This window comes from Enhydrobacter aerosaccus (assembly GCF_900167455.1).
GTDB lineage: Bacteria > Pseudomonadota > Alphaproteobacteria > Reyranellales > Reyranellaceae > Reyranella > Reyranella aerosaccus.
Genome location: NZ_FUWJ01000002.1, coordinates 805,729 through 819,193 on the forward strand (window position 1 = coordinate 805,729; position 13,465 = coordinate 819,193).

At 65.3% G+C, this 13,465-nt stretch carries 13 protein-coding genes; 9 read left to right on the plus strand and 4 right to left on the minus strand.

The window, feature by feature from the left end:
- Positions 1-80: 80 nt before the first annotated feature.
- The 9 genes from B5D62_RS13090 (at position 81) to B5D62_RS13130 (ending at position 9,490) form a co-directional block, all read left to right on the plus strand.
- A complete protein-coding gene (locus B5D62_RS13090) occupies positions 81-1,016 on the plus strand; it encodes an ABC transporter permease (RefSeq protein ID WP_085934288.1) in 936 nt (311 codons plus the stop codon).
- Positions 1,016-1,864, plus strand: a complete 849-nt coding sequence (locus B5D62_RS13095) for an ABC transporter permease (protein ID WP_170920917.1) — start codon at positions 1,016-1,018, stop codon at positions 1,862-1,864. Before B5D62_RS13090 ends, B5D62_RS13095 begins: the two co-directional genes overlap by 1 nt.
- Before the next feature lie 10 nt (positions 1,865-1,874).
- Positions 1,875-2,852 (plus strand): ABC transporter ATP-binding protein, encoded by a 978-nt coding sequence (locus B5D62_RS13100; RefSeq protein ID WP_085934289.1) that lies wholly within the window; start codon positions 1,875-1,877, stop codon positions 2,850-2,852.
- Positions 2,845-3,810 (plus strand): ABC transporter ATP-binding protein, encoded by a 966-nt coding sequence (locus tag B5D62_RS13105; RefSeq protein WP_085934290.1) that lies wholly within the window; start codon positions 2,845-2,847, stop codon positions 3,808-3,810. The genes B5D62_RS13100 and B5D62_RS13105 overlap by 8 nt, the downstream gene beginning before the upstream one ends.
- 46 nt (positions 3,811-3,856) lie before the next feature.
- Positions 3,857-5,113, plus strand: coding sequence for an adenylate/guanylate cyclase domain-containing protein (locus B5D62_RS13110; RefSeq protein WP_085934291.1), 1,257 nt, complete (start codon positions 3,857-3,859; stop codon positions 5,111-5,113).
- Positions 5,114-5,213: 100 nt separating this feature from the next.
- The gene (locus tag B5D62_RS13115) at positions 5,214-6,539 is read left to right on the plus strand and encodes an ABC transporter substrate-binding protein (protein ID WP_085934292.1); all 1,326 of its coding nucleotides are present in this window, start codon (positions 5,214-5,216) and stop codon (positions 6,537-6,539) included.
- Between the two features lie 57 nt (positions 6,540-6,596).
- A complete protein-coding gene (locus B5D62_RS13120; protein ID WP_085934293.1) occupies positions 6,597-7,526 on the plus strand; it encodes a carbohydrate ABC transporter permease in 930 nt (309 codons plus the stop codon).
- Positions 7,527-7,542: 16 nt separating this feature from the next.
- The gene (locus B5D62_RS13125) at positions 7,543-8,394 is read left to right on the plus strand and encodes a carbohydrate ABC transporter permease (protein ID WP_085934294.1); all 852 of its coding nucleotides are present in this window, start codon (positions 7,543-7,545) and stop codon (positions 8,392-8,394) included.
- Between the two features lie 4 nt (positions 8,395-8,398).
- A complete protein-coding gene (locus tag B5D62_RS13130; protein WP_085934295.1) occupies positions 8,399-9,490 on the plus strand; it encodes an ABC transporter ATP-binding protein in 1,092 nt (363 codons plus the stop codon).
- 31 nt (positions 9,491-9,521) lie between these two features.
- On the opposite strand, the gene B5D62_RS13135 is transcribed toward B5D62_RS13130, so the two are convergent.
- Genes B5D62_RS13135 through deoA form a run of 4 tightly spaced genes read right to left on the minus strand, consistent with a single transcriptional unit; the run spans position 9,522 to position 13,463 of the window.
- Complete coding sequence (locus B5D62_RS13135) at positions 9,522-10,379, minus strand: 5'-nucleotidase, lipoprotein e(P4) family (protein WP_085934296.1); 858 nt, start codon at positions 10,377-10,379, stop codon at positions 9,522-9,524.
- Entirely contained in the window at positions 10,376-11,335 is a 960-nt protein-coding gene (gene add / locus B5D62_RS13140) for an adenosine deaminase (RefSeq protein WP_085934297.1), read from the minus strand. The genes B5D62_RS13135 and add overlap by 4 nt, the downstream gene beginning before the upstream one ends.
- The gene (locus B5D62_RS13145; protein ID WP_085934298.1) at positions 11,332-12,144 is read right to left on the minus strand and encodes a phytanoyl-CoA dioxygenase family protein; all 813 of its coding nucleotides are present in this window, start codon (positions 12,142-12,144) and stop codon (positions 11,332-11,334) included. Before B5D62_RS13145 ends, add begins: the two co-directional genes overlap by 4 nt.
- Positions 12,141-13,463, minus strand: a complete 1,323-nt coding sequence (deoA, locus tag B5D62_RS13150; protein WP_218191048.1) for a thymidine phosphorylase — start codon at positions 13,461-13,463, stop codon at positions 12,141-12,143. The genes B5D62_RS13145 and deoA overlap by 4 nt, the downstream gene beginning before the upstream one ends.
- Positions 13,464-13,465 lie beyond the last annotated feature (2 nt).

The window sequence follows — 13,465 nt, forward strand, 5'->3', positions numbered from 1 at the left end:
CTAAAGCGCGGGGATTACCCCGCGCGACTCGGGATGACACCGTTTTTGTCATCCCGACCATAGCGAGCGGTCCTTAATTCATGCTGTCCGTCCTCACCCGCCGCCTCCTCAACGTCGTTCCGACCTTGCTGTCGGTCATCGCGCTGGTCTTCCTGCTGTTCAGCGTCCTGCCCGGCAGCTTCATGTCGAGCATGGGCGAGGATGGCCGCACGACCATCGATCCGGCGGTCATGGAACGCATGAAGAAGGAGATGGGTCTCGACGATCCGCTGCCAACGCGCTTCGCCAAGTATGTGGCAAGCGTGGCGGTGGGTGACTTCGGCAAGTCGTTCCGCACGCGCGAGCCCGTCACCAAGCTGATCGGCCAGCGCATCTGGCCGTCGCTGAAGCTCGTATTCGCCGCCATGGCCTTCGCGATCGCCATCGGCGTGACCCTGGGCTTCTTCGCCGCGCTGAAGCCCGGCAGTCCGGTCGACACGATATCGATGGTCGGCGCGATTTCGGGCCTGTCGCTGTCGCAGTTCTGGTTCGGCCTGATGCTGATGTATCTCTTTGCCCTCAAGCTCAAATGGCTGCCGAGCTTCGGCTATGGCGACGGCGGCCTCTCCCATCTGATCCTGCCGGCGGTGGCGCTGGGCGTCGGCCCGATGGCGTTGCTGGCGCGGACGACGCGCGCCGCCGTGCTCGATGTGTTGAACGCCGATTTTGTCCGTACCGCCCGCAGCAAGGGCATGAGCGAGCGCCTGGTCGTGAAGTGGCACGTGCTGCGCAATGCCCTGGTGCTGGTCATCACCATTGTCGGCCTGCAATTCGGGTCGCTGATGGGCCAGGCCGTCGTGGTCGAGAAGCTGTTCGCCTGGCCGGGCGTCGGCTCGCTGATGGTCGACTCGGTCTTCCAGCGCGACATCCCGGCGGTGCAGGGCTGCATCCTGATGATCGTGCTCTTCTTCCTCGCCATCAACACGCTGGTCGATATCGCCTACAGCGTGATCGATCCGCGCATCCGGTATCGCTGATGAAGCTGCCCCTCAAGCTGCCCAGACTGAAAGGCGGCACCTCGCTGTGGGTCGGTGGCGCGCTGGTCGGACTCGCGATCACGGTCGCGATCGCGGCGCCGCTGATCGCCCACACCGACCCGGTGCTCGACGCCAACCTGATGAACGCCGAGATCCCGCCCGACGCGGAATATTGGTTCGGCACGGATGCACAGGGCCGCGACATCTATTCGCGCATCGTCTACGGCTCGCGCATCTCGCTGACCGTGGGCGTGGTGAGCCAGATCCTGAACAGCCTCATCGGCGTCACGCTCGGCCTCACCGCCGGCTACTGGGGCGGCTGGTGGGACGACGTCGTCAGCGGGCTCACCAACCTGATGCTCGCGATTCCCTCGCTGGTCTTCGCGCTGGCGATCATGGCGATCCTGGGACCGGGCCTGGTCTCGCTGCTGGTGGCGCTCGGGCTCACCGCCTGGTCCTATTCCTGCCGGGTCGCGCGCGCGCAGGTGCTATCGCTCAAGAGCCAGGGCTACATCCAGGCCGCGCGCATCCTGGGCTATGGCGATCTGCGCATCATGTTCACGCAGGTACTGCCCAACGTCCTGGGTCCGCTGATCGTCATCGCCACGCTGGGCATGGGCAGCGCGATCCTCTCCGAAGCGGCGCTGTCGTTCCTCGGCCTCGGCATCCGTCCGCCCTTCCCGAGCTGGGGCAGCATGCTCTCCGAGGCTCGCGACCAGATCACGACGGCACCATGGCTCTCGGTCTTCCCGGGCCTCGCCATCTTCCTCACCGTGCTCGGCCTCAATCTGCTGGGCGACGGGCTGCGCGATATCCTCGATCCGCAATCCAAGACTCGCCGGTCATGAAGGCGCGCGCATGACCCAGCCCCTGCTCAAGGTCGAGGACCTGCGCATCGCCCTTGCCGGCGATGGCGTCACGCACAACGCGGTCGAGAACGTCTCCTTCGAGATCGGCCGCGGCGAGGCCTTCGGCCTGGTGGGCGAATCGGGCTGCGGCAAGAGCATCTCCGCGCTGGCGGTGATGGGCCTGCTGAAGCGGCCGCTCTCCGTGGCGAGCGGCAGGATCGTGCTCGACGGAAGGGAGATCCAGGACGCCTCGCCTGCCGAATGGCGCAACCTGCGCGGCAGCAAGATCGGCATGATCTTCCAGGAGCCGATGACGGCGCTCAACCCGCTCTCTCCGGTCGGCCGCCAGATCGCCGAGATGTTTGTGCTGCACGAGGGCGCAGGCTGGACCGAGGCGATGGACCGTGCCGAGGAAGCGCTGCGCCAGGTTCACGTGCCCTCGCCCGAGCGACGCATCAAGGACTTCCCGCATCAACTCTCGGGCGGCATGCGTCAGCGCGTGATGATCGCCATCGCGCTTGCCTGCGGACCCGACCTGCTGATCGCCGACGAACCCACGACCGCGCTCGATGTGACCGTGCAGGCCGAGATCATCGACCTCATGCGCGAGCTCTGCGCCGCCAAGGGAACGGCCATCCTGATGATCAGCCATGATCTCGGGCTGGTCGCCAACATGTGCAGGCGCGTGGCCGTGATGTATGCCGGCCGCATCGTCGAGAGCAGGCCGGCCGACGCGATCTTCGCCACGCCAAGCCATCCCTACACGCAAGGCCTCGTGGACTCGCTTCCCCGGCTCGGCGAGCGCTCCCGGCGCGGCCGCCAGAAGCTGCGTGAGATCACGGGCGTCGTACCTGCAATCTCGTCGTACCCATCAGGTTGCCGCTTCAATCCGCGCTGCCCGGCGGCGACCGAGGTCTGCCGCGAAGTGGCGCCCGGCATTTCCCCGCTTCCCGACGACGGCCTCGTCCGGTGCCATCACCATGGCTGATACGCTGCTTACCCTCGACGATGTCGCCGTGCATTTCACGGTCGGAAGCTCGCTCAGGGGCGGCCTCAAGACTCTGCGCGCCGTTGACGGCGTCACGCTCGAGGTTAGGCCGGGCGAATGTCTCGGCCTCGTCGGCGAATCCGGCTGCGGCAAGTCCACCCTCGCCCTCACCATCATGGGCCTGGTCGCTCCCAGTCACGGTCGCGTGGTGCTCGACGGCGACGATCTCGGCAAGCGTTCCCGGCTCGAGACCGCGCGCCTGGTGCAGATGGTGTTCCAGGATCCCTACGCGTCGCTCAATCCACGCCAGACTGTGCGGCGGACCCTGGCAGACCCCTTGCGACTGCAGGGCGTGGACAAGGCCGAGGTCGACGAGCGGGTCATGGACATGCTGGCCAAGGTCGGCCTGCGCCGCGAGCATGCCGACCGCTACCCGCACGAATTCTCGGGCGGCCAGCGCCAGCGCATCGGCATCGCCCGCGCCCTGATCCTGAGGCCTAAGCTGGTGATCTGCGACGAGCCGGTATCGGCGCTCGATGTCTCGATCCGTGCCCAGATCATCAACCTGCTGCTCGAGCTCAAGGACGAGATGGGCCTCTCCTACATCATGATCAGCCACGACCTGGGCGTGGTGGAGCATATGAGCGACCGCGTGGCGGTGATGTATCTCGGCCGCATCGTCGAACAGGGCGGCTGGCAGGAAATCTTCGAGAATCCGCGCCATCCCTATACGCGCGCGCTGATCGCGGCGATTCCCGATCCGTTCAATCGCGTCGGCATCACGGCCAAGGCCAAGGCGAAGGGCGAAATTCCAAGCGCCCTGAACATGCCGTCGGGCTGCCCCTTCCACCCGCGCTGCCCGCTCAAGGCCGATCGCTGCGTGGCCGAGCGCCCGATGCTGGAGGCCGTGTCGCCGGCGCACTACGCCGCCTGCCATTTTCGCGACCGGATCGACTGATCATCGGTCCCTGGCATCGGCGGCGGGGAGACCTACATTGAGGCCGATGCACGCACAAGATATCGACCGTATTACCGATTGGGTCATTCGACGCGGACTCGAAGGCGTTTCCGAACCGGACCTCCTGCGGGATTTTTGCCTCAAATGCTGCGCGGCCGGGCTCGAGATCACCCGGGGGCTGGCCTTCATCGATACGCTTCATCCCGTGCACGAAGGCCGCATCTTCCGCTGGCGCGGCGATGGCACCGAGGAAACACCGGTCGCCGAATACGGCCCGAGCAGCGAAGGCCAGGCCGCCGAATCGTGGCAGCGAAGCCCGTTCTTCCACCTGCTGCAGTCCGGCGGCGAGGAGTTGCGGCGGCGCATCGGCTTCGGCGAGCCCGCCGACTTCACGATCATCCAGGACATGAAGGACGCGGGCCATACCGACTATCTGGTTTTCATCCATCGCTTCGCCCGCTCCGGTGTCATCGGCGAGATGGATTGCGTCTGTTCGGCTTGGTCCACTCGCCACCCTGGCGGGTTCAGCGACGCCGACGTCGCGGCGCTGCGCCGCCTGGTGCCGGCGCTTGGCCTCGCGATCAAGAACGCCGCCTTGTCGCAGATCGCGCGAACCCTGGTCGAGGTCTATCTCGGCCGCGATGCTGGCGCGCGCGTCCTCGATGGCCGCATCCAGCGCGGGGTCGCCGACCGCATCGAATCGGTGTTGTGGTTCTCCGATCTGCGCGGCTTCACGGCCATCACCGACACCGCACCGCCGGACGAGATCATTCCCCTGCTGAACGACTACGCCGATGCCGTGATCACCGCGATCCGCGACGCCGGCGGCGATGTGCTGAAGTTGATCGGTGATGGAACGCTGGCGATCTTTCGCGACGACGATCCGGCCATGGCCTGCGCCAGGGCGCTGAAGGCGGAGTTCCTGATGCGCCGTAACGTGCGCGAGCTCAATGCCCGCCGCGCCATGGAGGCGCGCCCGGTCACGACCGTCTATCTCGGCCTGCATATCGGCGAGGTGTTCTTCGGCAATATCGGCAGTACCGACCGGCTCGATTTCACGGTCGTGGGTCCGGCCGTGAACGAAGCCAGCCGTATCGCCTCGATGTGTCGCTCCGTCGATCGCCCGCTGCTGGTCTCCTCCGCCTTCGCCCAAGCGCTGCCGGGCGAGAAGCGCACCAAGCTGGTTTCCGTCGGGCGTTTCGCGTTGCGCGGCGTCGGCCGTGCCCAGGAACTCTTCACCCTCGATCCGGCGCTCGTCTCGCTCGAGCCGGAGAACGAAAACGCCACCGAGCCGATTCGCTAGGAAAAATTCCGCTTACCGGCTTGCGCCTTTTCCTCGCAGATGCCTACGATGACGGCAATTAAGCGCTGTCCAAAGAGGCAGTGTCTTCTGGGAGGAAAATATGGGTCAGACCAAGCGTCGCAGCGTGATCAAGCTTGCCGGCAGCGCGGCTGCCGTCGCCTCCACCGGCATGGCCGGAATCCTCGCCACGGGCCGCACGCCCGCCTATGCGCAGACCAAGACCGTGCACTGGTTGCGCTGGGTCGATTTCGTTCCAGCCTCCGACACGCTGATGCGCAAGGAGCTGATGCCACAAGCCGAGAAGGATCTCGGCATCAAGATCAACTTCGAGACCGTGAACGGCAACGACCTGCAGCCGCGCACCACGGCCGCCATCCAGTCCGGCACCGGACCGGATCTGATCCAGGCCTTCAACAACACGACCTACATCTACGGCAACAGCGTCGTCGATCTCAGCGATCTCGCCGAGGATCTCGGCAAGCGCGAGGGCGGCATCTACAAATACGCGCGCTCGATCTGCAGCGACGGCAAGATGTTCATGAGCATGCCGTGGGCGGTCATCGGCGCCATGATCGCCTATCGCAAGTCGTGGTTCGATGAAGTCGGCGCGACCTCCTTCCCGAAGACCTGGCAGGAATACCGCGACGTCGCCAAGAAGCTGAAGGCCAACGGCCATCCGGTCGGCCAGACGCTTGGCCATACGTTCGGCGACGCGCCGACCTTCACCTATCCCTATCTGTGGTCATGGGGCGGCAAGGAAGTCGAGGCCGACGGCAAGACTGTCGCCATCAACTCCAAGGAGACCGTGGAGTCGGTGAAGTTCATGGCCGGCTTCTGGAAGGACGGCTGCGACGAGGGTGCGCTGGCCTGGGACGACACCAACAACAACCGCGCCTTCCTGTCACAAACCATCTCGGCCACGCTCAACGGCGCCTCGATCTACATCGAGACGCTGCGAAAGCCCGATCAGTACCAGACCGAGAAGGGCACGCCGATGAACAAGGACATCCTGCACTCGCCGCTGCCGGCAGGTCCGGCCGGCCAGTACGGCATGCATCTGCTCCAGTCCGACATGCTGATGAAGTATTCGAAGAACCAGGACGCGGCGAAGGAGTTCCTGAAGTGGATCCACGCCGAGAAGAACTTCGAGAAGTGGTTCGTCTCCCAGAAGGGCTTTGCCACGCCCTGCACCGCCAAGTGGGAAGAGCACAAGGTCTGGACCGAGGACCCCGTGATGGCGCCGTTCAAGGTCGCCGCCAGGCTCGGCCAGGCGCCGGGCTATGCCGGCTTGCCCAACGGCAAGGCCGCCGAAGCGCTCTCGAAATACATCGTCACCGACATGTACGCCAAGGCCGTGCAGGGCATGCCGGCGGAGGATGCGGTCAAATGGGCCGAAGGTGAGCTGAAGAAGATCTATTCGGCATAGGCGCCGGCCAGGCAGCGGCAGCATCGAGAAGCGAACTCGAACGCGGGTGGATGGACGATGACGGTAACTGCTTTGGGAACCGCACGGGTGCGTCGGCCTTCCGTCCGATTGCGCAGGCTGGAGGATGAGCGCTGGCTCGCTCTCGCGCTGCTGTCGCCCACCGCGGTCCTGCTCGGACTCTTTATCGCCTACCCTTTTGCCGAGGGCGTGCTGCTGTCGCTCAGCAGCGCCAAGGTCGGCGACCCCGGTGTATTCGTCGGCCTCAAGAACTTCGCCAAGCTGGCCGACGACAACATCTTCTGGACCGCGGTCTGGAACACCTTCTGGTACACGGGCGTGACGACCGTCTTCAAGCTCGGGCTCGGCCTGTGGCTCGCCATGCTGCTGAACCGGCACTTCAGGGGAAAGGCGCTGGTGCGCGCCTTCATCCTGTTGCCGTTCATCATCCCGACCGTGCTGTCGACCTTCGCCTGGAAGTGGATGTTCGATCCCACCTTCAGCGTCATCAACTGGAGCCTGTTCCATCTCGGCTTCATCAAGGCGCGCATCAACTGGCTGGGTGACCCGACCCTGGCCATGACCTCGATCATGATCGTCAACATCTGGCGCGGCGTGCCGTTCTTCGCCATCAGCCTGCTCGCCGGCCTGCAGACGATCAGCCCGGAGCTGAACGAGGCCGCCGCCATCGACGGCGCCCGGCCTTGGGCCCGCTTCTGGTATGTGACCTGGCCGCTGCTGCTGCCCGTCACGATGGTGGTCATGCTGTTCTCGGTGATCCAGACCTTCGCCGACTTCCAGCTCGTCTATGTGATGACCGGCGGCGGCCCGGCTAACGCCACCCATCTGTTCGCCACCTACGCCTACCAGATCGGTATCGTCTCCGGCCTGCTGTCGGAGGGCGCGGCGGTATCGCTCGCGATGTTCCCCTTCCTCTTCATCATCGTGGTGGTGCAGCTCCTCTACATCCGCCGAGTCGAAACGCGATGAGCCGGGAGACACGCCCATGATCGAAGGTGCTCTGTGGCGGCGCTGGGTGTTCTACAATATTCCGCTGGCGCTGTTCGTCTTCGTCTTGCTGTTCCCCTTCTACTGGATGATCATCACCAGCTTCCGCCCGGACGGCGAACTGTACCGGCCCTGGAACGCCGTCAACTACATGCCGTTCTGGACCAACCATCCGACCCTCGAGCATTTCCGCTACCTGTTCGAGGAGACGGATTTCGGGCGCTGGATGGTGAACACGATGTTCATCGCCGCCACCTCGACGCTGATCTCGCTGTTCTGCGGCGTTCTGGCGGGCTACGCGCTGGCCCGCCTCAACTTTCCCTGGGCCGGAAGCCTCGGCACGCTGATCTTCATCACCTATCTCGTGCCCCAGACGCTGCTCTTCATCCCGCTGGCCGAGATCATCCGCGACTTCCGCCTCGGCGACTCCCCCTGGTCGCTGATCCTGACCTACCCGACCTTCCTGATCCCGTTCTGCACCTGGCTGATGATGGGATACTTCAAGGCGATCCCGAAGGAACTCGAGGAGTGCGCGCGCATCGACGGCGCCTCGCGCTGGAAGGCGATGCTCTACATCGTCATTCCCGTCGCCGTGCCCGGCATCCTCTCCTCCGGCATCATCGCCTTCACCCTGTCGTGGAACGAATTCATCTACGCCTTGGTCTTTCTCTCCTCGCCGCAGGAGAAGACTGTGGCCGTGGGCGTGACCTCGGAGCTGATCCGCGGCGACGTGTTTTTCTGGGGCTCGCTGATGGCCGGAGCCCTGCTGGGCTCCGTCCCCGTCGCGATCGTCTACTCCTTCTTCGTCGAACACTATGTCTCGGGCCTGACCGGCTCGGTGAAGGGTTAGGACCATGGCGGAAGTCACTCTGCGCAAGCTCAACAAGCGGTTCGACGGCTTCCACGCCGTCAAGGACGTCGACCTCGACATTCGCGATCGCGAGTTCGTCGTCCTGGTCGGCCCCTCGGGATGCGGCAAGACCACGACCCTGCGCATGATTGCCGGGCTGGAGGCGGTGAGCGATGGCGAGATCCGCATAGACGACTCGGTCGTCAACGAGGTGCCGCCGATGGATCGCGACATCGCCATGGTGTTCCAGAACTACGCGCTCTATCCGCACATGAGCGTCGCGGCCAACATGGCCTTCGGCCTCAAGATGCGGAAGTTCGAGCGCAGCGAGATCGACCAGCGCATCCGCCGCGCCGCCGGCATCCTCGGCATCGAAAGCCTGCTCGATCGCAAGCCGCGCCAGCTCTCCGGCGGTCAGCGCCAGCGCGTCGCGCTCGGTCGCGCGATCGTGCGCGATCCCAAGGTCTTCCTGTTCGACGAACCGCTCTCCAACCTCGACGCCAAGCTCAGGGTGCAGATGCGCGTCGAGTTGAAGAAGCTGCACGAGCGCCTGGCCGTCACGTCGGTCTATGTCACCCACGACCAGGTCGAGGCCATGACCTTGGGCGATCGGGTCGTGGTGATGAAGGACGGCGTCGTTCAGCAGGTGGGCGAGCCGCTCACGCTCTACAACAATCCGGCCAACCGCTTCGTCGCCGGCTTCATCGGATCGCCGGCCATGAACTTCGCCGACGTCACGCTGCGCGAAAGCAATGGCCGCATGGCCGCGGAAGCGGACGGGCTCAGGATCGAGTTGCCCCCCGAACTCGCCGCGCGCGCCCGTGCCCATACGGGAGCCAAGGCGATCCTCGGCATCCGGCCGGAGAATATCCATGTCGCCACGGCCGGCGATGCCCCTGAGCATTGCTTCGATGCCGGCATCGAGGTGGTCGAACAACTCGGCTCCGAAATCCTGCTCGACACCCGTGTCGGACCGGCCCTGTTCGTGGCGAGCATCGAACCGACCCTGCAGGTGCGGCCTCATGACAAGCTCCGCCTTGCGCTCAGGCCCGAGCGCCTGCACCTGTTCGACGCCCAGAGCGAACAGGCGATCTGATCGTCACGCGCCGGGCACGACCGGGACCGACCTACTGCTTCGGTCCGCTCCAGCTTTCCAGCGCGTCCCACTTGGCCTTGCGCTGCTCGTCACGTGACTTCTTGAAATCATGCTCGAACGGCGCCGTCTCGAATGACCCGTAGGTCGGATTGGCGATGACCAGCCAGTCGTGCCCCCAATGGGCCTTGTCCTCCTCGAACGCTTTCAGCCGCTCCGCGTCGCTCGACCGGAAGCGATCGTCGAAATCGCCGAAATTGTCGCCCAAGTTCAGCAGGATGCGATAGTCCCTGGCGATCACCGCGCGACGCGTGCTCTTGAGGCTGCCCCAGTCCGGCTTCTCGTTCTGCATCAGGAAGGTGTCGACGTTGCCGCCCATGGGGAAGCCGAGCGTCGCCATGTTCTCGCGCGTGTCCTTCTCGGTCTCGATGCCGCGATTGGTGATATAAAACACCTTCACGCCTTTGGCGTCGGCATACTGCGTGAACTCGACCGCTCCCGGTATGGCACGCGAGATCCGGGCGGCGCAGAATTCGTCCCAGGTCCTGGTGCTGAAAGTCTGGTTGTTCTTGAGCAGCCACACCTCGTACGGCGAGTTGTCGAGCACCGTCTCGTCGATATCGAGGACGACCGCTGGCGGCAGGTGCTTGAACTCTCCCTTTTGCTCTCCCGGGGCCGCGGTCCAGCTCGGATCGGCCAAAGCCTGGTCGAGGCGAATCCTGGCCAGCGCATAGACCGTCAGAGCATTGCCCTTGTATTCGACGGCGCGCTGCGTCCACAGCGTCGCCAGCAGCAGGTCGTTCGGAGTCGGAGCCGGCTCGTCGGCCCGCACACCGGCCACCCCGATTGCCAGGGCAAGGCCGGCCACCACACATGTTCTGACCATCCTCATGGCTCGATCCTGCTCAGGAGTCGTTGCTTGGTGTCGCTGTCGGCGAAGGACGAACGGATCGCCGTCCGCGTGATGTGCCGCAGCGTCCGCGCATCGAGACCGGCATCATCATATTCCGCGCCCAGCGTGGTCCGAAAGAAGGGCGGATCATCCGAATTCAGGGTCACCGGCACGCCCGCCTCGATCAGGCGATGAAGCGGATGGGCCGCCCGATCGGGATAGATGCCGAGCGCGATATTGCTGCCCGGGCAGACCTCCAGCACCGTTCCACGCCGCGCCAGTTCCTCCATCAGTCGCGGATCCTCGGACGAACGCACACCATGGCCGATGCGCGTGACCGGTAGGGCGCGGATGGCCGACCAGACGCTCTCCGGGCCGCGTACCTCGCCGGCATGGACGGTGCAGCCGTAGCCCTTGTCGTGTGCCAGACGGTAAGCCGGTCCGAAGTCGTCCGGTTCGAACCGGGCTTCGTCGCCGCCCATGCCGAAGCCGACGACGTAAGGGTGCGGCTCGGCCACCATCCGCTCGACCATGGCAAGCGCGCGCTCCGGCCCCAGGTGCCGGATGCAGATGATGATGATGCGGCCGACGATGCCGAACTCGCGCTGCGCACGATCGATGCCGGACACCAGGGAGGCCAGCCACTCCTCGTAGGGGATGCCGAGAGCCTTCGGTCGCTCCGGCGAGCAGAACATCTCGACATAGACCGCCCCCTGCCTCGCGGCTCTCGCGAGATAGGAATAGATCACGTCACCGAAGTCGCGCGATACCTTCAACACGCCGCACACACGATCGTAGGCGCCGAGGAAACTCAGGAAATCGCGCCATATGTAGGTATCGTTCGGCCCGAACAGGCCGTCCGGCAGCGCCAGGTCGTTGCGCGCGGCGAGCTCGCGCGCCAGGAACGGCGGGATCGAGCCCTCGAGATGGCAGTGGATTTCAGCCTTTGGGATCACTCGAAGCCTCGAAGTTCCATAGTGGGGCGTTGCAGCCAGTTGTCGCTGTCATACACCGCTCGGCCATCGATCACGTGCAGGGCATAGGCGTGGCGCGAGCGATCGGAGCGGTTGGCGGCACTGGCATGCGGCAGCAGCCCGTGCAGGATGACCAAGGAACCGCGCGGCACTTCCAGCGCGATCGGCTCATGCGCGGGCCACGGCGTGCGATCGAGCACGGTGGTGACGAACTCCTCGCCCTGGCGATGGAAGCGCTGACGCAAGGAACCGCGATGCCCGCCGGGCGATGCCAGCAGGCAGCCATTGTCGCGATCGGCATCGTCGAGGGCGAACCAGAAGCCCGTTACGGTCACGGGATCTGTGTGGAGATAAGTCGCATCCTGGTGCCAGCCGACTTCGCCGCCGATGTGCGGTTGCTTGAAGATGTACATCGACTGCAGCAACAGCGGCTGCACGATCCCCAGTTCGCGTGCCAAGGCGGCCAGGCGCGGCAAGCGCGAGAGGCGGTCGAAGACGGGATCGAGATCGTGCAGCGCATGGCCGATCTTGTTGAGGCCCCGCTCGGTTGGCTCGTTCGTCGCCTCCTCCTCGAAGAAGAAGCGGATAGCCTCGCCCGATTCCTGGAAGTACCGATCGCGCGCGTGGCGCTGGTCCTGCGTGGAAAAGACGGTGCGGGCAGCAGCAGGCTCGAAATCCGCCACCAGCGCGGCGGCGCGACGCTGCAGCGTGTCGCATTCCTCGGCGGACAGGAATCGCTTCAGAATCGCGAAACCGTCCCGCTCATAGCTTTCAGGATCGAAGCCGGTCATTGAGCGACGCGCCCCATGATCACCGGCTTCGCCGGCGGGGCCGGATCGTCGATGCGGATCGCGGCCTGCACCAGCGCGATTGCCTCTTCGGCCGAGGCATCGCTGCTGGCATGAATCAAACAGAGCGGATCTCCCGCTCGAACCTGGGCGCCGATGCCGACCACACCCGTCAGGCCGACTGACGGATCGATCGCATCGTCGGCGTGGCTGCGACCGCCGCCAAGCCCGACCACCGCGATTCCGACCTGGCGCGCATCCATGGCCACGACATGGCCGGGGTGCTGTGCCGGGCAGGCGCGCACGACGGGCGCCGGCGTCAGGTACTCGCCGGATCGCTCCAGGAAATCAGCCGGACCACCCAGGGCGGAGACCATACGCCCGAATCTTTCGGCAGCCCGCCCATCGGCCAGGGCTGCTTCCGCCCGAGCACGGCCAGCTGCGAGGCTCGGCGCAAGCTTGGCCAGCATCAGCATCTCGGCCGCCAGCGCCATCACCACCTCGTGCAGCCGCGTATCGCGACGCCCTTCCCCCTTTAGATAGGCAACCGTCTCCGCAACTTCGAGGGCGTTGCCGACATCGCGGCCGAGCACACAGTCCATGTCGGTGATCAGGGCTGTCATGGGCAAGCCGGCGCGATGGGCCACCGCCACCAGGCTTTGCGCCAGATCCTGCGCCATGGCCTCCGTGTCGCAGAAGGCGCCGGAGCCGCATTTGACATCCATCACCAGCCCTTGCAGGCCAGCGGCGATCTTCTTGCTCAGGATGGAGCTCACGATCAGCGGGATGGATTCGACCGTGGCAGTAACGTCCCGTACGCCATAGAGGCGTCGATCGGCGGGAGCGAGGTCGTCGGTCTGGCCGATGATGGCGCAGCCGACCTCGCGCACGACCCGGCGGAAGGTCGCCACGTCCGGCTGCGTCTCGTACCCGCTGATGGAAGCGAGCTTGTCGAGCGTGCCGCCGGTATGGCCCAAGCCGCGTCCGGAGATCATCGGCACGAAAGCGCCGCAGGCTGCCACGATCGGCGCCAGCATCAGGCTCACCTTGTCGCCGACACCGCCGCTCGAATGCTTGTCGATGACTGGACCAGGCAGGTCGAGACCCGCCCAGTCCAGCGTGAGGCCCGACCGCGCGAGACCGAGCGTCAACGCCACGCGTTCCTCGAGCGTCATGCCGCGGAAGAACACTGCCATGGCAAAAGCCGCGACCTGTCCCTCGCTCAGGCTGCCGTCGACGATGCCGCGGACGACGAAGGCGATCTCCTCGGCCGTAAGGTCCTTGCCGTCGCGCTTGCGGCGGATGATCTCCTGTGGAAGCACGG

What these genes read in the sequence shown, in the direction of transcription:
- B5D62_RS13090 (WP_085934288.1), top strand. Translation starts at nt 81, where the DNA reads ATGCTGTCCGTCCTCACCCGCCGCCTCCTCAACGTCGTTCCGACCTTG.
- B5D62_RS13095 (WP_170920917.1), top strand. Translation starts at nt 1,016, where the DNA reads ATGAAGCTGCCCCTCAAGCTGCCCAGACTGAAAGGCGGCACCTCGCTG.
- B5D62_RS13100 (WP_085934289.1), top strand. Translation starts at nt 1,875, where the DNA reads ATGACCCAGCCCCTGCTCAAGGTCGAGGACCTGCGCATCGCCCTTGCC.
- B5D62_RS13105 (WP_085934290.1), top strand. Translation starts at nt 2,845, where the DNA reads ATGGCTGATACGCTGCTTACCCTCGACGATGTCGCCGTGCATTTCACG.
- B5D62_RS13110 (WP_085934291.1), top strand. Translation starts at nt 3,857, where the DNA reads ATGCACGCACAAGATATCGACCGTATTACCGATTGGGTCATTCGACGC.
- B5D62_RS13115 (WP_085934292.1), top strand. Translation starts at nt 5,214, where the DNA reads ATGGGTCAGACCAAGCGTCGCAGCGTGATCAAGCTTGCCGGCAGCGCG.
- B5D62_RS13120 (WP_085934293.1), top strand. Translation starts at nt 6,597, where the DNA reads ATGACGGTAACTGCTTTGGGAACCGCACGGGTGCGTCGGCCTTCCGTC.
- B5D62_RS13125 (WP_085934294.1), top strand. Translation starts at nt 7,543, where the DNA reads ATGATCGAAGGTGCTCTGTGGCGGCGCTGGGTGTTCTACAATATTCCG.
- B5D62_RS13130 (WP_085934295.1), top strand. Translation starts at nt 8,399, where the DNA reads ATGGCGGAAGTCACTCTGCGCAAGCTCAACAAGCGGTTCGACGGCTTC.
- B5D62_RS13135 (WP_085934296.1), bottom strand. Translation starts at nt 10,379, where the DNA reads ATGAGGATGGTCAGAACATGTGTGGTGGCCGGCCTTGCCCTGGCAATC.
- B5D62_RS13145 (WP_085934298.1), bottom strand. Translation starts at nt 12,144, where the DNA reads ATGACCGGCTTCGATCCTGAAAGCTATGAGCGGGACGGTTTCGCGATT.